Source organism: Rickettsia endosymbiont of Culicoides newsteadi (assembly GCF_002259525.1).
Lineage (GTDB): Bacteria > Pseudomonadota > Alphaproteobacteria > Rickettsiales > Rickettsiaceae > Tisiphia.
In genome coordinates this window covers 1-21,441 of sequence record NZ_MWZE01000004.1, presented here as the reverse complement: position 1 = coordinate 21,441, position 21,441 = coordinate 1, and the positions used below count along the sequence as shown (strand labels likewise).

The following is a 21,441-nucleotide window of genomic DNA, read 5'->3' as shown; positions in this document are numbered from 1 at the left end:
CTAAATTAACTTATAAAAAACTTTAACTTTCTAGAATATGGCACAAGAGGCAATTAGAGTACCTGAAATACAGGAAAAGAATTATAGTTTTAGTGAATTTGTGAATAAATTGCCTTGTCAAAAACAAGAACATAATATCTTAAAAAATAGTTTTGATTTAAATAATCAAGCAATTCTATTTGAAGGTGATTGTATGAAATTATTAAAACAGATTTCAGATAACAGTATAAATTTAATAATAACATCACCGCCATATAACATAGGTAAGGAATACGAAAAAAAATTAGATATTAATAAATATTATAATTGGCAAAAAGAAGTCATCAATGAGTGTTATAGAGTGCTAAAAGATGATGGACATATTTGTTGGCAGGTCGGTAATTATGTAGAAAATGGAGAAGTAATACCTTTAGATATTTTATTATATCCTATATTTTCAGAATTAAAAATGAAAATGAGAAATAGGGTTATTTGGCATTTTGGACATGGATTACATGCTTCAAAAAGATTCTCTGGAAGACATGAAACTATTATGTGGTTTAGTAAAACCGACAATTATTACTTTGACTTAGATGCTGTTAGGATACCTCAAAAATATCCTAATAAAAAATATTTTAAAGGTAACAAAAAAGGGGAATTGTCTTGCAATCCAAAAGGTAAGAACCCATCAGATGTTTGGGATATTCCAAATGTAAAAAGTAATCATATAGAAAAAACGGAACACCCGTGTCAATTTCCTGTCGGTTTAGTTGAAAGGTTGATTTTATCAATGACCAAAAAAAATGATATTGTTTTATATCCTTTTGTTGGTTCTGGTAGTTCTTTTGTTGCGAGTCTAAAAAATTCCAGAAAATGTATAGGTGCAGAAATAGATAAAAAATATGTAAATATTTCAAGAAAAAGAATTAAAGAAACATTAAACGGAATTATTAGGGTTAGAGAAATGAATAAACCCGTCTATGAACCTGAAACAGTATAATATGAAAATAGTTTATGAATATTCTCATCTTGGGGGAAGATAAATTTTACAAGTTGATTATCCTAAAATTTTTCAAGAAGTTCATGAATCAATAAAAGCGATAAATGACATAAAGAAAAATAAGGTCAGCCAAGAGAAAACAAGCAAAGGAAAAATGCTTTATTCGCCAAAAGAATTAAATAATGCTTTTTCTCATATTTTTTTAATGAAGATAAGGCTGATGTAGGGCTAGAAATAGTACCATGTCATAGTTTACAACAACAAATGTCAACAGGTGTTTCTTATCGAGAACAGCTTGTTTACGATATTGAAAGATTAAAAAGGCATTTCCCTGCTGTTCCTGTTTGTGTAATCCTGGTTGATATAGGGGAAAATATATAATCACCAAAATTACTATAAATTTGGATTGCTTTGTCGCCACTAAAGTGGTTTCTCACAATAACGTTTACACCCTTGCTGACAAAATATTTTTGGGTAATATAAGATACTGAAGAAGAAATTATGATAAAATGTACTCGTAAAATTGAATTTGATGCAGCTCATAGGGTGATCGGGCATAAGAATAAATGTCAATTTTTACACGGTCATCGTTATGTCCTTGAAGTTACCGCTGGATCTGATGTTACCAATAATCTTGGTATGGTGGTAGATTTTAGTTACCTAAAATCAGTAATAAAAAACTGGATAGATGATAATTTTGATCATAATATTATATTACATCAAAATGATAAAGAGATAGGAGATAAAATATGTGATTGGACTGGTCAGAAAATATATTATATGCAACAAAATCCAACGGCAGAAAATATAGCATTACACTTAAAGTTGGATATATTGCCAAAATTATTTACTAATAGTTCCTTTTTTATTACAAAAGTCAAATTATTTGAAACACCTAATTGCTTTGTTGAGGTATAAGTGGTACAAAGATGTTGTGTAATTTTAACTACGACCGATGACCAGCAAGTAGTAGACAAACTAACCATTAGTTTGTTGGAAGCAAATCTAGCTGCTTGCATACAAGTAGACAATATAGTCAGCTATTTTAAATGGGAAGGTAAGATATCTTCTGTACCAGAATTTCGTATTGTAGTAAAAGCCAAGTCTGATAACTACAATGCAATAGAAAAGATGATTATTGATATACACAATTATGATCTTCCTCAAATAATAAAGCTCGACATTCAAGATGGGCTACCGGCGTACTTAAACTGGGTAACTCAAAGTATCTAATTTTAAGAGAGTGTTTATTAGAATTAAGATTTACTCAATTATGGTAAAAAGAGTTGTAATTAGTTAGTACAGCTAGTTTTTATTATAGACATTCACCTGAAATCAGCAAAATAAGTTTAAAACACTCTTTAATTTAATTAAGTATAATAATGAAATTATGGAAAAAAGTTACATTGGGGTTAATCTTAGGTATAGTGTTTGGTATATATTTTCCTGAATATGTATCTTACATAAAACCGCTAGGAGATATTTTCCTGCGTTTGATAAAAATGATTATTGCTCCTTTAATATTTTTTAGTTTAGTAGCGGGTATAACTAGTATGAATGACCCTGCTTCTCTTGGTAGAGTAGGGTTAAAGGCGGTTGCAGCTTTCTTAGGCACGACCTTCTTTGCCGTAGTTTTTGGTATTACAGTTGCTCTTATATTAAAGCCAGGGCATGGTGTACATATTAACTTTGATGTTGCACAAACTATACCGCAAGAAAAATCCTTTAACATACTTAACTTTTTTGTAAGTATTGTGCCTGAGAATGTAGTAGGTTCATTTGCCAATTCTAATGTTTTACAAATTGTATTCTTTGCAATATTTTTTGGACTTGTGATAAATAAAATGGGTATTAGTGCTGAACCAATTAAGAATTTATTTCATATATTATCAAAAGTGGTGTTAAAAATGATCTCAATGATCATTCAGCTTTCTCCATATGGTGCATTTGCTTTAACGACTTGGATAGTTGGTACTCAGGGCTTTGATGTAATGATTAGCTTGTCCAAATTAGTTGTTGCGGTAGTTATTGCCATGATATGTCAATATGGTATTTTTGGCATGTTAATTTATCTATTCTGTCGAATATCACCATTACCTTTTTATAGAAAAAGTCTAGAATATCAAGTGCTTGCCTTTTCTACTTCTAGTAGTAAAGCAACGCTTGCTACTACTATGCAAGTTTGTCGTGAACGACTAGGTATATCTGAATCTAGCACTTCTTTTGTATTACCACTTGGTGCATCGATAAACATGGATGGGTTTGCAATAAATTTAGCTCTTACCACTATATTCTTTGCCCAAATGATGGGTGTAGATTTAGCGTTGCATGATTATTTAGTAATCATTATTACCTCAACTCTCGGGTCTATAGGTGGAGCTGGCATTCCTGGAGCTTCTTTAATAATGCTACCTATGGTACTGTCTTCGATCAATTTACCGATTGAAGGGGTTGCTATAATCGCTGGAATTGATAGGATATTAGATATGTTACGTACGACCATTAATATTACAGGTGATGCAACAATTACCTTGATTATCGATAATAGTGAAGGTACTCTGGATAAAGATACATATAACTCAATATAATTAGAATTTTGGTATTAGTGGACAATAAAAATATGATATAGTAACATGATGGTTAACCCGAGAAGGTGTTAGCAATAGTAAATTGGCATCATTATGAAAAAATGAAGGATATATGAAAGTAGAAAATGTTGAACTAAAAATAGGAGATAAAACCTTTAATTTACCAATCAAAAGAGCCTCAATCGGTCAAGATGTTATTGATGTTAGCAGTATATATTCATTAACAGGCTATTTCACTTACGACCCTGGATTTATGTCTACAGCAGCTTGTAAATCAGCTATGACATATATAGATGGTGATCAGGGGATATTGAGATATCGGGGATATGATATTAAAACATTAGCAGAAAGAAGTAATTTCTTAGAGGTATCCTATTTGCTATTAAATGGTGAATTGCCGACTATTGATCAATATAAATCTTTCTCTCAGAAAATTACTTATCATTCTTTGATTAATGAGCAGCTTAGAAATTTATTTATGGCTTTTTGTCCATCAGATCATCCTATGGCAATTATGCTGGCGGTGGTAGGCTCTTTATCTGCATTCTACCCGGATTTTCTAAATGTAGAAGAAAATGAACGTGAATTGATTTCTATTAGAATGATCGCCAAAATGCCAACTATTGCGGCAATGGCATATAAATATTCAATAGGACAGCCTTTTATCTATCCTGATAATAGTCTAGATTTTACTGAAAATTTTCTCTATATGATGTTTTCAACCCCTTGTGAAAAATATAAGGTGAATCAGGTAGTAAAGAATGCCTTAGATAAAATATTCATCCTTCATGCTGATCACGAGCAGAATGCCTCCACTTCAACAGTACGTTTAGCCGGGTCGTCCGGAGCCAATCCATTTGCTTGTATCAGTACTGGCATAGCTTCTTTATGGGGACCAGCCCATGGTGGAGCTAATGAGGCAGTAATTAACATGTTGAAAGAGATTGGCACCATAAACCGTATTCCGGAATATATCGCACGGGCAAAAGATAAAAATGATCCATTTCGATTAATGGGTTTTGGTCACCGAGTTTATAAAAGTTATGATCCAAGAGCAATTGTACTTAGAGAAACTTGCAAAGAAGTATTAGATGAGTTAGGGAACCGTAATAACCCCTTATTACAAATTGCTACTGAGCTTGAAAAAATTGCTCTCAATGACCAATATTTTATCGATCGCAAGCTTTATCCGAATGTTGATTTTTATTCTGGTATTATTTATCAGGCTATGGGTATACCATCACAGATGTTTACAGTATTGTTTGCTATGGCAAGAACTGTCGGCTGGATGGGGCAATGGAAAGAGATGCATGAATATCCAGAACAAAAAATTAGCAGACCTCGGCAATTATATACTGGGTATGTACAAAGAGAATTTATGCCTTTTGATAAAAGATAAAAGAGTTTATGTAGCTATTAAGTCAATTGATGAGAAATTGGTGACGTCGTTGCTCCATCACTCCTTCTACCCAATTTTCCTGAATTGACTATATCCTAATACTACAGTTGTAGATTGAATGTGAGTGTTCACGGAAAAAAGGTTAAAGTATAAGATGTCATTGCGAGGAGGTTGCCAGACCGACGAAGCAATCCAGGAAAGTGATTAGAAATGGATTGCTTCGTTGACCTTACGGTCTCCTCGCAATGACTCTTGGTGATCAGGTTTTTTTATTCATCACAAAAAAATCGTGAATGCTCACATCTAAACTACAACTGTAGTACTAACCTAAATTTCTTGTAACTTCCATAATTTTTTGTATAGACTATGTTTATTACGAATTAATGTAGTATGTGTGCCTTCTTCAATAATTACCCCTTTATCTAGCACAATTATCCTATCCATATGTTTTAAAGTAGATAAGCGGTGGGCAATTGCAAGCACAGTCTTTCTTTTATCTTGAATTAGGAAGTTAAGACTATCTTGGATAAAACGCTCGGTTTGACTATCAAGTGCAGAAGTTGCTTCATCTAAGATCAAAATAGGTGCATCTTTTAGAATAGCTCTCGCTATTGCTATCCTTTGCCGCTGTCCACCAGATAATTTGATACCTCGCTCTCCAACATAAGTATTATACTCTTCTGGCAATGTTGTAATAAATTCATGGATATGTGCCTTTTTGCTTGCCTCAATTACTTCCGCCTCAGTTGCTTCTTGGTTCCCATATCTGATATTTTCCATCAGCGTTCGATGAAATAACAAAGTGTCTTGAGGGATTACCGCGATATTTTGTCGTAATGAATCCTGAGTAACATTGTCAATATTTTGTCCGTCTATTAAAATTTGACCATTGGCAACTTTAAAATAACGTAACAAGAGATTAATAAGTGTTGATTTGCCGCTACCAGAATGACCGACTATTCCTACCTTTTCACCAGGACTAATAGAAAAAGTCATATCTTTAAAGATCAGCTCTTTGTTATAACCAAAATTGATATTTTTAAATTCAATAATAGCTTTATCAACTATTAGCGGACTTGCACTAAATTTATCCAAATCCTGCTGGTTGATAGTAACTATTGACAACGCACTTTTTAAATCACCCATTGATCTAGCAAAATCCTGCAATGAAACTGTTGTATCCCAGATATCGTCTGCAACAACCAAGGAAACACCAAAGACAAAAGCAAAATCTCCCACAGAAATTAAGCCATGTATTCTTAAATGCAGCATATAGAAGAGAATAAAACCAAACAAAGCAAAATAGAAGCACATAGCTACTATTTTAATCTTAAAGTTATATTTGTATGCTTTTACCTGTTTGGGAATAAAATCATTTAATATATTATTATCTAGTGCCTTTAATTCTCTTGTCCTAGAAGCAAAAGAAAAAAGTGAAATAATATTAGTAATTTTATCGGCAACTTGTCCAATTATAAAATGCTTGCTTTCGGATTCTAAGCAAGATAGTTGGTTTAATTTAGTTGAGAGTTTATACATAATTGGTATGTATAAACTACACCATATTAGTACAAATATGCCAAGATTTGTGTTAACAAGGCTAAGGGTACAAAGATTTACAGCACATTTAAGAAGATTCTTCAGCAATCCGCGATGTATTTCCGCCCAAAATTTATCATACCCATCCAAAATGCCTTTGATTTTGCTGCTGATGGCTCCTGTAAAATTTTCCTGGAAAAACTGATAAGAATGGTGCTGAACATAGTCGTATGATTGGAGCAATATAGAACGCCGAACATAAGGTATCGCCTTCCATTCAGCTATGTTACTGACGCACCACACCAAATCTAAACTCACTTGTGTAGATGTGAATATTACAATCGGCAGTAGAACTAACTGGTAAGTTAAATTTTCTTGCCCAGCTATTGTATCAAGAAATAATTTAATCGCATAATAATTAGCAGACGGGTAAAAACTACTTATAGTAGGAGCAAGTAGCATAGCCATATAAAACCATTTATATGGTTTTATATGGTGCCAAAAAAATGTAATAATAGATTTATTTTGCATGAGTTATTTTTTGTTTAAGAATTAGAATAACTAATTATTCCAAATTCGGTTATATCTATATATAACAGATTTTTTTGCTCCACTAATAGCTGTTTTCATTATTTTTGCGGTATTGGTTATTTTTTTATTCCTTAACTCAGTACATTACTGTTGCAACACATCGTTATTGCGAGAAGGCGTAAGCCGCACAACTGTTGAAAGTTAGAAGAGGAAGCGGGTTTAGACCGAATAGTTTAAAAGTCGTATGTGGTCAACGTCTATTAGCGAGAAAGACCGTAGGTCGACGAAGCAATCCATAAAAGTAACCAAAGATGGATTGCCACGACCTACTTGCGTGGTCTCGCAATGACGTATATGCACCCTAAACGTCATTGCGAGGGGTGCTAAAGTACGACAAAGCAATCCTGTTTTGTGTCACCCCTGCGAAAGCAGAGGTCTTAGATTCCCGCCTACGCGGGAATGACAATGGAAAGCGGGAATGAAATAATTTGTCGGAGAGGTTTATTCATTACTTCCATGACAATATTTATATTTCTTACCGGAACCACAAGGACATATCTCATTTCTAGCCACCTTTCCCCAACTTGATTGATCTGATGGTATTCTATCCTGTGGATTGACTTGAGTTTTAATAGGTTTAAGCTGAGTTTCAATACTAATCCCTGCATTATATTTACTAAAAGCCGGGTCTTCCCTAGTTTCTCGCATGGTCTTTTGCAGTGTTTTGTTTGCCAAAGACATTGATTCTTTTTTAATGTGGCTAGTATCCATATGAAGATGACAAACTTTCTGGATAAATAGCTCCTTCAAATTATCAAGCATTTGTTCAAATAAATTGAACGCTTCTCTTTTATACTCGTTAAGTGGATCTTTCTGAGCATAAGCCCTTAGTGATATACCTTGTCGTAAATGATCTAAATTATGTAAATGATCTTTCCATACTTGGTCTAAAGTTGTTAGTAGAATATATTTAATTGCGTCATTCATCAAGTCAACGCTATATGCTTCATTCTTTGCCTGGTATAGGTCATTTACCATTTGCACAACATTAGATGTCACCTCTATTTCGGTGACATTAGCCTTGGTTATAGATTCTTGATTTAGTTTTACAGCAAAAATACGTTGCAACTCTCCTGTTAAAGCATTTACATCCCAGTCTTCCCTATAAGAACCGGGGGGAATGAAAGTTAATACCACTTTTTCTACTAGTTCTTTTGTCATGCTAGCTAAAAAATCATGGGCAGAGTTTGATGCAATGATATCAGTGCGTTGTTCGTAAACTATCTTACGTTGATCGTTCATAACATCGTCAAAACGTAATAAATTTTTACGTATCTCGTAATTATGTCCTTCAACCTTCTGCTGAGCCTTCTCAAGTGAACGGCTAATCATAGGGTGATGGATTGCTTCACCATCTTTTAAACCTAACGTTCTTAGGACTCCAGAAATACGATCTGAAGCAAAAATACGCATAAGGTCGTCTTCTAGAGACAAGAAGAATTTTGTACTACCTGGATCACCTTGTCTACCGGCTCTTCCTCGCAACTGGTTATCTATTCTACGACTCTCGTGTCTTTCGGTACCTATAACAAATAACCCTCCAGCCTCTATTACCCGCTGCTTCTCTTCAGATATTTGCTCCTTTATTTTGATCATTTCTAATTGATACTGTTCCTCAGGTAGGTTTTGTAGAGAAAGTTGCTCTATTAGCATTTCCGGATTACCACCAAGCATAATATCGGTACCACGACCTGCCATATTTGTCGCAATAGTCACAGCTTTAAATCGTCCAGCTTGAGCTATAATAAACGCTTCCTGTTGATGAAATTTTGCATTTAAAACATTATGGGTTATTTTATTTATGGTAAGTAACTTAGAAATTTCTTCAGACTTCTCTATACTAACCGTTCCAACCAAAACAGGTTGACCGCGATCATAACACTCTTGTATTAATTTTATAATAGCTTGATATTTATCGTGTTTATTGCCGTAAATTTCGTCATCATAATCAATCCTAGTGATTGGATTATGAGTAGGAACAGCTAGTACATCAAGATTATATATGTCCTTTAACTCTGTAGCTTCGGTCATTGCCGTACCAGTCATGCCTGATAATTTGGGATAATTCCTAAAATAGTTTTGAAAAGTAATAGAAGCCAAAGTTTGATTTTCGTTTTGAATTGGCACATGTTCTTTTGCCTCTAGTGATTGGTGTAACCCTTCAGAATAACGTCTACCTTCCATCACCCGCCCAGTAAATTCATCAATAATCATCACTTTGCCATCACGCACCAAATAATCAACATCACGATTGAAGAGAATATGGGCTCTCAATGATTGATTGACATAATGAACCAAACTTAAATTCTCAAAATCATAAAGACTTGAACCTTGTTCAATAAGATTATTGGTCACAAGCATTGATTCTACATGAGTTATACCATCCTCAGTAAGATTAACGGTTCGTAATTTCTCATCTTTTTCGTAATCTTCATCTTTAAACTGACAAACCAATTTATCAATCTTAGTGTATAAATCCGAGCGATCATCTACTGGACCCGATATAATTAGTGGAGTTCTTGCTTCATCAATTAAAATTGAGTCAACTTCATCAATAATAGCGAATTTAAAGGGACGAAGTACCTTAGAGTCTTCGCTATATTTCATGTTATCTCTGAGAAAATCAAAGCCAAGCTCGTTATTAGTTGTATGAGTAATATCTGCTCTATAGGCATCATGTCTGTCTTTGTCACTGATATTAGCAACGATACACCCAACAGATAATCCTAAGAAATTATATATCTTCCCCATCCACTCAGCATCACGTTTTGCTAAATAATCATTTACCGTAACAACATGTACTCCTTCACCAGTAAGAGCATTCAAATATGCCGGTAATGTGGCAACTAAAGTTTTTCCTTCCCCTGTACGCATTTCAGTAATCATCCCACGATGCAATATCAATCCACCAATTAGCTGAACATCAAAATGCCTCATTCCATATACTCTTCTTGCAGCTTCTCGTACGACAGCAAAAGCTTCATAGGTTAGGTCATCTAATGACTCCCCATCTTTTAATCTTTGCCTAAATTGCTCTGTTTTATTTCTCAATTGATCATCAGAAAGCTTTTGTATCGATGGTTCAAGCAAATTAATCTTTTCAATTTCTAAAAATAGTTTTTTGATATTTCTATCGTTTGCTGTGCCGAATAATTTTTTAAGTAAAGAAAACATTTATATCCTAAATTCTGTAAATAACCTTATAAAATAGGGTATTTTATAATATTTATCAAACAAATTGTAAATAGCTATTGACGTCAGGTGGTTATCATTATAAAATCTAGCCATAATAATAAATATAAATGGATAACAAATGAAAAGAATATCTATAGCTTTTTTATCTGCTAGCTTACTTGCGAGCAGTGCTTTCGCTAACGAAGATAAAGTTGTTGCTACTTATAAAGGTGGCGAAGTAAAAGAATCGCAGATTATGCAGCAATTCCAGTCTTCTTTAGATAACCAACCAAGTGCTAAAGGTAAGAAATTTTCTGATCTTAATGCAAATATACAGAAAATGTTAGTTCATGGTTATATCGATACAAAATTGCTTGAGCAAGAAGCTAAAAATTCTAATATTGAATCTTCAAAAGAATTTCAAGCTAAATTGAATATAGCGAAAAATCAAATGATTCAGCAAGAATTGATGGAGCGTTATGTAAAATCTCATGTTGATGAGAAGATGATTAATGCTGAATATGATAAACTAGTTGCTAGTTTAGAAGGAAAAGAAGAAGTAAAAGTAAGCCATATTTTGCTTGCAACTGAAAAAGAAGCAGTAAATATAAAAAACAGGCTTAATAAAGGAGAAAAATTTGCTAAGCTTGCTAAAGATTTGTCAAAAGATGAAGGTTCTAAAGAAAATGGCGGAGAAATAGGCTATATTACTTCTGGACAATTAGTACCTGAATTTGAAAATAAAGCATTATCAATGAAAGTAAATGAAATCTCTTCTCCGGTTAAAACTCAGTTTGGTTGGCATATTATTATGGTTCTTGACAAAAGACCTGTACAGATACCTTCTAAAGAGGAAGCTACCGCTAATATAACCAATAGGCTTAGTAGGGATGCTATATTAAAGTATGTCGCTGATCTTGAGAGTAAAGCTGATGTCAAAATAATGTTACCACAGTCACAAGTAACAGATGAGACTAAAAAATAGCCTAGTATTATATTCAAAGATGTGCTAAGGGTAGAGATCATGCTTTAAAACAAGTTTTGGTCTCTTTACCTCTTTGCAAACGCTAGACCTTTGTAGTCAATTTAGGAGATATTTGGGGTTAGGAACGATGGAACCTATAAGTAATAGGCAAGCATTGAGCGACAACGTCACCAACTTCTCATCAATTGACTATAGACCTTTAGTAAAAAACGGCCAGATAGCTCAGTTGGTAGAGCAAAGGATTGAAGATCCTTGTGTCGCTGGTTCGATTCCTGCTCTGGCCACCATCTTTAACAAATGAAATTTGCCAAAAAGCTTCTTGGTCTATTTAGTGACTCGCCTTGCAAATAACCTTCATGGCAATTTAAAAATTGCAGAAAATAATTGATATCATTGCGAGCCACCGTAGGTGGCGTGGCAATCCATAAAAGAGTAGAGATTGCTTCGTCGGCTAACGCCTTCTCGCAATGACAACTTTCTAATTATTACCTTTTTAAACTAACGTATGTGTACGTAAGGTGAGTAACTAATTAATTGAACTATAATACTAATCGGGTTAGCTATATTTAAGTATACGTCTTGATTTGCAATAAAACTCTGATATTATGCAAATTGAAAAATTTAATTGTAACGCATAATTTACAGCTAATTGCATGACAATTAGCAATTGGGATAATCGTCGACTGATGAATGATATCTTCTCTAGTACATTACCTATTCTTTTAATTCCATTACTTGGTAGTATTATCAAAAGGAAATGGTTAACTTCTGAAGAATTTTGGAGGGGGATAGAAAAATTATCGTATTTCTTTCTTTTTCCTATCATGCTTTTCAATAGTATATCCGTAGCTGATTTAAATGCATCTTCTATAATAAGGCTGGTACTTGCATTAATCATCTCCTCTTCTATTATTGCTGTTGCTTTAATTATTTATCAGAAAAAAACCAACTTTGATAAAATTCAGTTTACTTCAACCTTTCAAGGGGCAGTACGTTATAATAATTATATCTTTTTTGGCGTTAGTAGTCCTCTTTTGGGGCAAGAAGGACTTGCTATAGTATCGGCGATTGCATCCTATATGATTATTTTTACCAATATCATATCAGTAATGATTTTTTCACATTATGTTCCTGATAGTTCTGTAGCTCAGAGTTCTAAAACTAGCTTTATATGGACACTTAAATTAATAGTACAAAATCCCTTGATTATCGCTAGTATTATTGGATTCCTTTTTAATTATTCTAATTTAGAATTACATCTTATCATAAAAAAAACCTTATCTACCCTATCTGATTCTGCTTTAGCTATAGGTATGCTTAATGTTGGAGCAGGTCTTAAATTCTTTATGCGTGGTACGATTCTGAAAAATGTATTATTTACTAGTTTTGTTAAGTTAGTGGCTTTTCCTATTGTTACAATAATAGTATTGTCATTAATGTCAATTACTGGTACTGCTAAATCAGTTGGGGTTCTATATAGTTGTTTACCATGTGCCAGTACCTCTTATGCTTTATCACGTCAGCTTGGTGGAGACCCAGAATCTATGGCATCAATTATTACTTTCACAACACTTTTTTCAATAGTTTCATTGTCAGTTCTGATGTGGATAAATATCTAATAGTAGAAAACTTGAAGTAATTAAGGAGTAACATTTATGGATGAAATGAATAAAATAAATTATCTCAAAGCCTTAGAATATCATAGCAATGGGAAACCAGGCAAAATTGCTATTGCTGCAACTAAGCCTTTGGATACTCAACAGGACTTGGCTTTGGCTTATACGCCAGGGGTAGCAGCACCATGTCTTGAAATTGCTAAGAATATAGATGACGTTTATAAATATACGGCTAGAGGTAACTTAGTTGCTGTAATAACTAACGGCACAGCCATTCTTGGTCTTGGTAATTTGGGGGCAGCTGCGTCAAAACCGGTAATGGAAGGAAAAGCTGTTTTATTCAAGAAATTTGCTGATATTGATTCTATCGATCTTGAAATAGATACTACTGATCCAGATGAGTTTATTAATGCCGTAAAATATCTTGGTTATAGTTTTGGCGGTATTAATTTAGAAGATATTAAATCTCCTGAATGTTTTATAATTGAGGAAAAATTAAAAAGCTGTATGCAGATACCAGTTTTTCATGATGATCAGCATGGAACGGCTATTATTGCTGCAGCAGGTCTTATTAATGCGGCATATATTACCAATCGTTCATTGGATAATTTAAAAATTGTAGTAAGTGGTGCAGGGGCGGCAGCGATTGCTTGCATTGAATTATTAATTGCTCTTAGTGTCGACAAAAAAAATGTTATACTATGTGATAAAATGGGGGTTGTTTACAAGGGTCGAAAAGAAGGGATGAATGAATGGAAGGAATTATACGCTGTCGAAACCGATTTGCGTACCATAAGTGATGCTATGAAGTCAGCTGATGTATTCCTTGGTTTATCTTCTAAAGGTGCGGTATCAAAAGAAATGGTAGCTAGCATGGCTCAAAATCCCATTATTTTCCCGATGGCTAACCCAGACCCAGAAATTACTCCAGAGGATATACAGTCAGTTAGAAGTGATGCGATTATTGCTACAGGACGCTCTGATTACAATAATCAGCTTAATAATGTTATGGGATTCCCGTATATTTTCCGTGGAGCTTTAGATGTTAGAGCTACTACTATCAGTCAGGAAATGAAAATAGCTGCAGCCCTTTCTTTAGCGGAGCTAGCAAGACAAGCTGTACCCGATGAAGTTTATAAAGCATATCCTGGTAGAAAAATGATTTTTGGTCCAGAGTATATAATTCCTGTGCCATTTGACCCAAGATTAATTACCACTGTTTCGATGGCAGTAGCTAAGGCAGCTATAGATAGTGGGGTTGCTAGAATTACAGATTTTGACTTCAAGAATTATGCAAAGGAATTGGAGAGCAGACTAAATCCTACCTCGCATTACATGAATCTGTTATTTGAAAGAATCCAACAATCAGTGCCTAAAAGAGTAGTCTTTGCTGAGGGCGAGGAGGAAGAGGTAATTAAGGCTGCTATTATTATGCGAGATGCTGGTTATGCTCACCCTATCCTAGTGGGTAGGTATGATAAAATATCTGCTGTTTTAAATAAAATAGGTATGAATTATGATTTAGATGGTATTACCGTAATGAATGCGGCTATTAACCAAAATCTTAATAAATATATAGATACTCTTTATAGCCAATTACAGCGTAAAGGGTATTTATACCGTGACTGTGCTAGACTTGTTAAAAGTGATAAAAATATATTCTCAGCTATCATGATAGCTTGCGGTGATGCAGATTGTATGGTTACTGGCGTAACAAAGAGCTATTATAATAGTTTAGAGGATATTATGAAGGTAATGGAACCCAAAAAGAATAATAGAATATTGGGATATTCTATTATGATTACCAAGGAACATAATATAATTATTGCTGATAATAGCGTGACTGAACTACCAAGTGAGCAAGATCTTGTAGAAATAACTTTGCAAACTGCCAGTATAGCAAGGAATATAGGAATGACGCCAAAGATTGCTCTACTTTCCTTCTCAACTTTTGGTAATCCAATGAGAGAAAAGGCAAATAGAGTAAGGGAAGCTGTTAGAATCCTAGATAGGATGAATCTAGATTTTGAATATGATGGTGAAATGTCAGCTGATGTTGCTCTGAACCCCAATTTACGTAATTCGTATAAGTTTTGTCGGTTATCAGGTTCCGCTAATGTCTTGATTATGCCCGGTTTGCATTCAGCTGCAATCTCAACGCAACTATTACAAGAATTAGCCAGAGGTGTTTTTATCGGACCAATAATTAATGGTTTTGAATATCCGGTACAAATAGTACGAATGGGGGCATCAGCAAGTGAGATAACAAAAATTGCCACATTTTCTTGTATAGATGCAATAAACCTTTAGGATAATTTAGGATATTGCCTGCAATAACTAAAGTAATTCTATTTTTGTTATTCCCGCTTCTTCTCATTGTCATTCCCGCTTCGGTGCGGAATCTAGCCCACAACTGTTGAAAGTTAGAAGGTAAAGCGGGTTTTAGATAGGTTTTCTGTCATTGCGAGACCACGCAAGTAGGTCGTGGCAATCCATCTTTGGTTACTTTTGTGGATTGCTTCGTCGACCTAAGGTCTTTCTCGCTAATAGACGTTGACCACATACGACTTTTAAACTATCCGGTCTAAAACCGCTTCCTCTTCTAACTTTCAACAGTTGTGGAATCTAGCCCCCTACTTACGCAGGGGGGACACTAAGTTAAGCAGGTCAGATGGTTTTATTTCAGGATATTTTTCTGGTCTAGCTAAAAAATAACCAATATTTTCGTTGTCAGAATGCATTTCTATATAAGAGCCATAAATACGATTATCAAAACCACCATCTTTCTGTTTCTTAATAAACCGCTTTGCTTCAATTTGTTCCATCGATAAGTTGTATTCTTTACTTAATGCATAAATTACTTCAAGCAAATCAGCTAGTTCTTCAGAAACTTCATCGGGTGTTTGGGCATCAATCACTTCTTGTGATTCTTCCAACAATTTATCCTTAAGACGCTGGATATATTCATCTTCTTTCATACTACGTTCAAATACCGAAACACCACGAGACCGCATAATTCCTGGTACCAAATCACGAATGAGTTTATCCATTTTAAAACAATATTTTCTTGTCATAATTTTTTCGTTATAATTTTTTGTAATAGTAACTCACCATACACATAACCCTGTTACAAAAATAATTTTCTAAAATAATATCTTTTGTTATTAGTGGCACTAAATATTTATGCTATATTTATTTTATAACTGATATAGGGTATTAATTAAGAGCGTTTTTATGGCAAAAATTAAAATAACAGAAAAAGACAGAGATAGCTACATATCAAATAAATCATTTTTGGAACATGTTTTCATATATGCTATTAAAGCTGGGGACAATAAAACACTTGAATTGTTAAATAGTAGGTGTCCTAATTTCAATTCTAAAATTAAATCAGAAGATTTATTTCAAGCATTAACGCCCCTAGTCGTAAGTGATAAACATGCAAAGATAGTAAAATTAATAATTAACAAATTTGGCAGTGAATTAAGTCAGCAAAGAGATACAAGAGAGGCAACTTTACTTGATCAAGCTGCTTGCTATGGAGCTGCAAAAATTGTAAAAATCTTACTTGCAAATAAATTTGATCCTAATAATCAAGATTTTTATGGACATACTGCGTTACATCGTGCAGTAACTGTTAATAGTCTAGAAACTGTTAGTTTACTGATTAAACATCCTGAAATAGACTTAAATATTCAAGATCAGGACGGCAATACACCACTTCACTTAGCAATTTTTCATAAGGATTATTTAATATTAGGAGAATTAAAAAATGTAGGAGCAAAGCAAAATGTAGCAAATAAAAGAGGTTACAATTATGTTGAACTCCATAAGGCGTTGGTGAAAGAAAGTGCTAAAGTTACAATGCCAAACTTACAACCACCTGAGGAAAAAGAAAACGCCAAATTCTATGAAGGAATGACAAATTTTTATAAGGGTATTTTATCGGATGAAAATCAAGTAGAATATTTTGTTAGGGCTATCAATAGTATAAAAACCTTCCTTAATGGATTGCCAATATCTGACACAAAAGACTTTGCTAGTGAAAGCTTAGTGGCATTAGTTAAATTATATGAATACTATAAATATAAAGATTGTAAAGATAGTAATAAATTACAAAAATATATCATAGATAAAGCAAGAGCTTTGGGGGTATATGATGTTTTAGCAGTATTACATAATATAAACGAAAAAATTGAGCCTGAGTGTAGTAAACAGGAGTCGGGACTGTTAATTGCATCAATGAGTTTATATGATGATACAGTAGTACCAGTTGGTTCTTTATGCTTTAGTAATGATGATGGTATGAATTTAACTGTAGGATAGATTAGTTTTTTAAGTTATTTTATAAAAAATGGTTCCTATTTTCTTATATTTAGATCATAATCCGTCGTTGTTGTTCATGGGAAAAGATCAAAAAGTAATAATAAATGACTATTGACAAAAATATACCAAATTATCTGACGATAGCTCGTATAGCGGTTATTCCAATTATTGTAATGACCTTTTATCTAGATAGTTCTAAGCTTGCTCATAGAATTGCAGCGATATTATTTATTTTAGCTAGTATTACTGATTTTTTTGATGGTTATCTTGCTAGGAAGTTTGATTTAGTATCAGGATTTGGTAAAATGTTTGATCCTATAGCTGATAAATTATTAGTAGGTTGTGTAATTATAATGTTGGTAAAAAAAGGAGTTGCAGGAGAGATACCGTGTTTATTAATTTTGGCTCGTGAATTTTTGGTGGCTGGGTTACGTGAATTTTTAGCTTTAATTCAAGTAAGTATTCCTGTATCTAGATTAGCTAAGATTAAAACATTTACCCAAATGTTCGCTTTGTCAGTATTAATTCTTGGTTCTAAAGGTTCGGGTATAATTCACATGGATTTAATAGGGCAAATAGCTTTATGGATTGCCGCACTTCTGACTGTCATAACAGGATACTCATATTTGCAGGCTTGCAGTAAATATTTTTAAACAAGTAGGCTTTTGTAAAAAAATTGATTACCAAAAAGCAATATTACTATTAGTTCGTTTTTTCTTTTAAAATAATTATTCATTAACAATGGAAAAAATTAAATTTATTGACATAATAGTAACTTAACGTAGCATAAAAAGTGTGATATATAACTAAATATAGGGGTATTTAAGCTGCGACATGTGGTTATCAAGCAGCTAATGAACCTAAGAGGCTGTCGGGGTAATTATCTTCAACAGTTTCCTAGGGCATTTTGCGCAATTTTCAACTATTAGTTTATTGATTTATGAAAGGGCAAAATTCACCATATCTAGATAAATTAAGAAAAAATTTATTTAAGATATTTACCTTAATTATTATAATTTATAGCACAATTATAATATCATTATATCAATATTATAATGATAAAGTTGAGATGAAAAAAGCACAAATTCTGCAAACCAATTATGACAAAATAGTAGAGGTAAGTATGAATAAACTTTCTTCTTTAGCATATTACTTATCTAGCAATATTCAGGACAAAAACATTTCAATTAACATCACTAGTAGTGAGATTGAGATATGTACTGAAGCACTAAAATGTAAAAATTATAATATTTTCCGTTTTGGGGAACTATTAGATTGGAGTATTCCAGAATTCATTAATTACAAGATAGAACTGAATAAAAATTTTCTTCATTCAAATACTAAAATGCAAAATTATCAAATAGATAAAATATATCATATTAACGATTCTTACCAACTTAATATTAGCCTGGCAATTAATAGTGTATTTTGGCATAAAGTAGAAACAGAGATCAAAAGAAGCTTTTGGCTATTAACTGCATTTATTACAGCTAATATGATCTTGTTATATGTTCTATTAAAAATATTATTTAGCAGTTTCAGTAAGTCTTATGCATTACATTATCAAGATGAACATACTGCAGAATTAGAGCAACTCAAACTTAATCATCAAAGAGAATTAAAACATTGTGAAACCTTCCTAATGAAAAAGATTTGGAATAATGATTTTAATAAACAAAAAGATTTGGAAATTAATTGTTTATTTGCTCAAGAAGCTAATCAAATATCGTTGCTTGATAATAATTTCGATAATCAAGAAGATATGCTCAAGGATTATAGGTTAAGAAACTTTGGTGATAAAGTACCTTGCTCTATAACATTGTACCAAGAAAATAAAATAGAAGAAATTGATACCACTAAATTAGTTGATTTATTTATTGATAGATTTAATCAGGAAGATGAGAATATATCGTTTAAAATTTCCAGTAAAGCAAAAATATTACATTTTTCTTCTAATGCAGCATTGTATCAAATAATTTATAGTGTTATTAGCTATCTATTCTTTTTGTTAAAAAACCAACCTTTTGTTACCAAGCATAATATTAAATTAACTATTGACAGTATAAAGCAAAAGGTGGTACTACATTTTGAATATGATGGTTATCCTATAATGACAGCACAAGAGCTGCTAAAAACGTCAAATAATTTTTTCAAAACCCATGCTAACCCTTTTCTACTTAATCTAAGTCAAGTATTTAATCTATTGCAAACGAATGGTTATAACTATCAAATAAGTCATAATCAAAGTAATGTTATAGAGATTTACTCAAATGATTTGAAGAATTGGAACAACCAACAAGAAGAAAACGTCATTTTATTAAACTCTTTAATTAAGAGAAAAAAATGAATAAGAATTTTTTGCTACTTATAATGTTAATTGTGGTCAATGATTCATTTGCTCAGGAACAAATATCTAATTTGATTATACCAGTTAGTTATTTTGTAAGTCACGAGAAGCAGCGTAATGCACTTAAGGATAGCTTAAGTAAACATAAACAGGTAAGTATAGTAGGCACTAGCGGTATTGGCAAAACGCAATTTGTTAGAATGCATGCCTATGATAATAAGGCTGATTACGATATTATTTGGTTTTTTGATTGTAATGTTGATCTTAATGAGCAATTTGTCAAGTTAGCTAAACAGCTTAATAGTATTAGACATGCTAATATATCTGAAAATATTACTTTAGCAAAGAAGGAAGTAATATCGTATTTAACTGACAAGAATAAGTGGTTATTAATATTTGATAATCTAAAAATTAATGAAAATAACAAAATTCAAGAGTTTATTGATTGGGAGAGTAATGGAAATATAATATTTTGTTCGCAAGATAGTGAGAAATTACCTAACACTATAGAAATGGCTTTATTTGACAAAGATACTACCGCTATTTTAGCTAGTAATTTATTAAGTAATAAAGACGAAAAAGATATTGAATTTTTAATAAAAGCATTTAATGGTTACCCTATACTTATAGTTCAAGGCATTCAATTATTAAATAAGATCAAAGGTTTAGATAGAGAAGAATATAAGAATAAAATTTATCACTCAGCTGATAAAATAACAACAAATATTAATATGGCTATACAGGGATTAAAGCCTAGTGCAGTAAAGTTACTTAATAAAATAGCTTTACTAAATAATCAGAGTTTCTCAAAGCAACTACTTAGTGTCATTACTGATAGTAAAGATACTCTAGATGACGATATATATAAATTATCTAAGTTCCTACTGATTAGCAGCATTGATCCTAACAAAGGTAATCCTATTTTTGAGATGCATGATATTATTGCTAATAAGATCATGGAGCTAAATGGAGCTAAAAACAATAAAATGTATTTAGAAGATATTATTTTAAAACTACCTAAACCTAAAAATTCGGTATTGTTGATACATGTATGGAGAGAATCAAAGACTATACGTGAAAATCTGGAAATTCTTTTCAAAAATTCGGAAAAATATAATATTGGCGTATATGCAATGCTTAATTTAAGAGCTGATTTACTCTCTTTATGTATAAATGATAGCAATATATGTAAAGTAAAAGAAATGACAGATTGGTTCGAACAAAAATATAAGGAAGGTAACTTTAAACTTTGGAAAATGTCCGAAAATCAAAATATCATTATGCTCGATATTTAGGAACAATAGGGGCGTATAATAGAATGTCCTTAACAAATTTTGAAGTGGCTATTTCTTACATTACTCAAGCATTAAAGATTTTAGATGATCTTAATGATTGTGATGCCTTAAAATTTATTTTAGACTTACACTTATCTAAATCTCAAGTATCTTTAGGCAATATAAAAATTACCGAAGAACTCCTTGAAAAAATGCAAAAATTATTAAAACAAGGACTCCAAGAATCTGATGTATTTTTAATATATTCTTTAAAGGCAAGCTTATTTTTTATCCAAGGTAGATATGATGAGGCTTTAGTTTATATCGATAAAAATATTGAGGTACTTACAAAAAACGGATTGCCCCCTAATAATAGATTTTATACTTCATCTTATCTACTTAGGGCGGCAATACTAAACTATCTTGGTAGATATCAAGAATCCTATGCTCAAGCTAAACAATTATGTGACATGTATCATTTACAAGGTGAAGGGATTGCTTATGCTTCCAAGCAAGTGGCAAGGATTTATACACAATTGACGTCAATTCGGGATAAGGGATAAGAAAAAATAAAGGAGATATAGGAGTTGCAAGGAGTTAATGCCTGTGATAAATGTTTTTTT

Annotated in this window: 16 protein-coding genes, 1 tRNA gene and 1 pseudogene; 15 read left to right on the top strand and 3 right to left on the bottom strand. The window is 32.6% G+C overall.

Features of this window, described 5'->3' with window-relative positions; all coding sequences use genetic code 11:
* The first annotated feature begins 37 nt into the window (after positions 1–37).
* From RiCNE_RS00650 to RiCNE_RS00625, 6 genes and pseudogenes are all read left to right on the top strand, one after another.
* Positions 38–979, top strand: coding sequence for a DNA-methyltransferase (locus RiCNE_RS00650; RefSeq protein ID WP_094648712.1), 942 nt, complete (start codon positions 38–40; stop codon positions 977–979).
* A gap of 201 nt (positions 980–1,180) precedes the next feature.
* Positions 1,181–1,360 (top strand): annotated as a pseudogene (locus RiCNE_RS07750) (hypothetical protein); the annotation flags it as partial.
* A gap of 120 nt (positions 1,361–1,480) precedes the next feature.
* Complete coding sequence (locus RiCNE_RS00640) at positions 1,481–1,897, top strand: 6-pyruvoyl trahydropterin synthase family protein (RefSeq protein WP_094648710.1); 417 nt, start codon at positions 1,481–1,483, stop codon at positions 1,895–1,897.
* Positions 1,898–2,212, top strand: a complete 315-nt coding sequence (cutA, locus tag RiCNE_RS00635; protein ID WP_094648709.1) for a divalent-cation tolerance protein CutA — start codon at positions 1,898–1,900, stop codon at positions 2,210–2,212.
* A 149-nt stretch (positions 2,213–2,361) separates the two neighbouring features.
* Entirely contained in the window at positions 2,362–3,567 is a 1,206-nt protein-coding gene (locus RiCNE_RS00630) for a dicarboxylate/amino acid:cation symporter (RefSeq protein ID WP_094648708.1), read from the top strand.
* 112 nt (positions 3,568–3,679) lie between these two features.
* Positions 3,680–4,966 (top strand): citrate synthase, encoded by a 1,287-nt coding sequence (locus RiCNE_RS00625; RefSeq protein WP_094648707.1) that lies wholly within the window; start codon positions 3,680–3,682, stop codon positions 4,964–4,966.
* Between the two features lie 327 nt (positions 4,967–5,293).
* On the opposite strand, the gene RiCNE_RS00620 is transcribed toward RiCNE_RS00625, so the two are convergent.
* Together RiCNE_RS00620 and secA are read right to left on the bottom strand one after the other, a co-directional pair.
* Positions 5,294–7,036 (bottom strand): ABC transporter ATP-binding protein, encoded by a 1,743-nt coding sequence (locus RiCNE_RS00620; RefSeq protein ID WP_094648706.1) that lies wholly within the window; start codon positions 7,034–7,036, stop codon positions 5,294–5,296.
* 501 nt (positions 7,037–7,537) lie between these two features.
* Positions 7,538–10,270, bottom strand: a complete 2,733-nt coding sequence (secA, locus tag RiCNE_RS00615) for a preprotein translocase subunit SecA (RefSeq protein WP_094648705.1) — start codon at positions 10,268–10,270, stop codon at positions 7,538–7,540.
* Between the two features lie 139 nt (positions 10,271–10,409).
* Between secA and RiCNE_RS00610 the strand changes: the two genes are divergently transcribed.
* The 4 genes from RiCNE_RS00610 (at position 10,410) to RiCNE_RS00595 (ending at position 15,181) form a co-directional block, all read left to right on the top strand.
* Complete coding sequence (locus RiCNE_RS00610; RefSeq protein ID WP_094648704.1) at positions 10,410–11,255, top strand: peptidylprolyl isomerase; 846 nt, start codon at positions 10,410–10,412, stop codon at positions 11,253–11,255.
* A 211-nt stretch (positions 11,256–11,466) separates the two neighbouring features.
* A tRNA-Phe gene (locus RiCNE_RS00605) sits at positions 11,467–11,542 on the top strand.
* 399 nt (positions 11,543–11,941) lie between these two features.
* Positions 11,942–12,874, top strand: a complete 933-nt coding sequence (locus RiCNE_RS00600; RefSeq protein WP_094648722.1) for an AEC family transporter — start codon at positions 11,942–11,944, stop codon at positions 12,872–12,874.
* 36 nt (positions 12,875–12,910) lie between these two features.
* A complete protein-coding gene (locus tag RiCNE_RS00595) occupies positions 12,911–15,181 on the top strand; it encodes an NADP-dependent malic enzyme (protein WP_094648703.1) in 2,271 nt (756 codons plus the stop codon).
* A 323-nt stretch (positions 15,182–15,504) separates the two neighbouring features.
* Here the strand turns inward: RiCNE_RS00595 and RiCNE_RS00590 are convergent, their stop codons facing one another.
* Complete coding sequence (locus RiCNE_RS00590; protein WP_157905641.1) at positions 15,505–15,921, bottom strand: nucleoside triphosphate pyrophosphohydrolase; 417 nt, start codon at positions 15,919–15,921, stop codon at positions 15,505–15,507.
* 184 nt (positions 15,922–16,105) lie between these two features.
* On the opposite strand from RiCNE_RS00590, the gene RiCNE_RS00585 reads away from it, so the two are divergent.
* From RiCNE_RS00585 to RiCNE_RS00565, 5 genes are all read left to right on the top strand, one after another.
* Entirely contained in the window at positions 16,106–17,197 is a 1,092-nt protein-coding gene (locus RiCNE_RS00585) for an ankyrin repeat domain-containing protein (RefSeq protein ID WP_094648701.1), read from the top strand.
* A 104-nt stretch (positions 17,198–17,301) separates the two neighbouring features.
* A complete protein-coding gene (gene pgsA, locus RiCNE_RS00580; protein ID WP_094648700.1) occupies positions 17,302–17,850 on the top strand; it encodes a CDP-diacylglycerol--glycerol-3-phosphate 3-phosphatidyltransferase in 549 nt (182 codons plus the stop codon).
* A 287-nt stretch (positions 17,851–18,137) separates the two neighbouring features.
* Positions 18,138–19,544, top strand: a complete 1,407-nt coding sequence (locus RiCNE_RS00575; protein ID WP_094648699.1) for a hypothetical protein — start codon at positions 18,138–18,140, stop codon at positions 19,542–19,544.
* Complete coding sequence (locus tag RiCNE_RS00570; RefSeq protein WP_192866909.1) at positions 19,541–20,839, top strand: hypothetical protein; 1,299 nt, start codon at positions 19,541–19,543, stop codon at positions 20,837–20,839. The genes RiCNE_RS00575 and RiCNE_RS00570 overlap by 4 nt, the downstream gene beginning before the upstream one ends.
* 23 nt (positions 20,840–20,862) lie before the next feature.
* On the top strand, positions 20,863–21,381 hold the full coding sequence (locus RiCNE_RS00565; protein WP_133062910.1) for a tetratricopeptide repeat protein: 519 nt from the start codon (positions 20,863–20,865) through the stop codon (positions 21,379–21,381).
* Positions 21,382–21,441 lie beyond the last annotated feature (60 nt).

Excerpts from the sequence above, each read along its gene's own strand:
- RiCNE_RS00650 (WP_094648712.1), top strand. The coding sequence starts at position 38 with ATGGCACAAGAGGCAATTAGAGTACCTGAAATACAGGAAAAGAATTAT.
- RiCNE_RS00640 (WP_094648710.1), top strand. The coding sequence starts at position 1,481 with ATGATAAAATGTACTCGTAAAATTGAATTTGATGCAGCTCATAGGGTG.
- RiCNE_RS00630 (WP_094648708.1), top strand. The coding sequence starts at position 2,362 with ATGAAATTATGGAAAAAAGTTACATTGGGGTTAATCTTAGGTATAGTG.
- RiCNE_RS00625 (WP_094648707.1), top strand. The coding sequence starts at position 3,680 with ATGAAAGTAGAAAATGTTGAACTAAAAATAGGAGATAAAACCTTTAAT.
- RiCNE_RS00620 (WP_094648706.1), bottom strand. The coding sequence starts at position 7,036 with ATGCAAAATAAATCTATTATTACATTTTTTTGGCACCATATAAAACCA.
- secA (WP_094648705.1), bottom strand. The coding sequence starts at position 10,270 with ATGTTTTCTTTACTTAAAAAATTATTCGGCACAGCAAACGATAGAAAT.
- RiCNE_RS00610 (WP_094648704.1), top strand. The coding sequence starts at position 10,410 with ATGAAAAGAATATCTATAGCTTTTTTATCTGCTAGCTTACTTGCGAGC.
- RiCNE_RS00600 (WP_094648722.1), top strand. The coding sequence starts at position 11,942 with ATGAATGATATCTTCTCTAGTACATTACCTATTCTTTTAATTCCATTA.
- RiCNE_RS00595 (WP_094648703.1), top strand. The coding sequence starts at position 12,911 with ATGGATGAAATGAATAAAATAAATTATCTCAAAGCCTTAGAATATCAT.
- RiCNE_RS00590 (WP_157905641.1), bottom strand. The coding sequence starts at position 15,921 with ATGGATAAACTCATTCGTGATTTGGTACCAGGAATTATGCGGTCTCGT.
- RiCNE_RS00585 (WP_094648701.1), top strand. The coding sequence starts at position 16,106 with ATGGCAAAAATTAAAATAACAGAAAAAGACAGAGATAGCTACATATCA.
- pgsA (WP_094648700.1), top strand. The coding sequence starts at position 17,302 with ATGACTATTGACAAAAATATACCAAATTATCTGACGATAGCTCGTATA.
- RiCNE_RS00575 (WP_094648699.1), top strand. The coding sequence starts at position 18,138 with ATGAAAGGGCAAAATTCACCATATCTAGATAAATTAAGAAAAAATTTA.
- RiCNE_RS00570 (WP_192866909.1), top strand. The coding sequence starts at position 19,541 with ATGAATAAGAATTTTTTGCTACTTATAATGTTAATTGTGGTCAATGAT.
- RiCNE_RS00565 (WP_133062910.1), top strand. The coding sequence starts at position 20,863 with ATGTCCTTAACAAATTTTGAAGTGGCTATTTCTTACATTACTCAAGCA.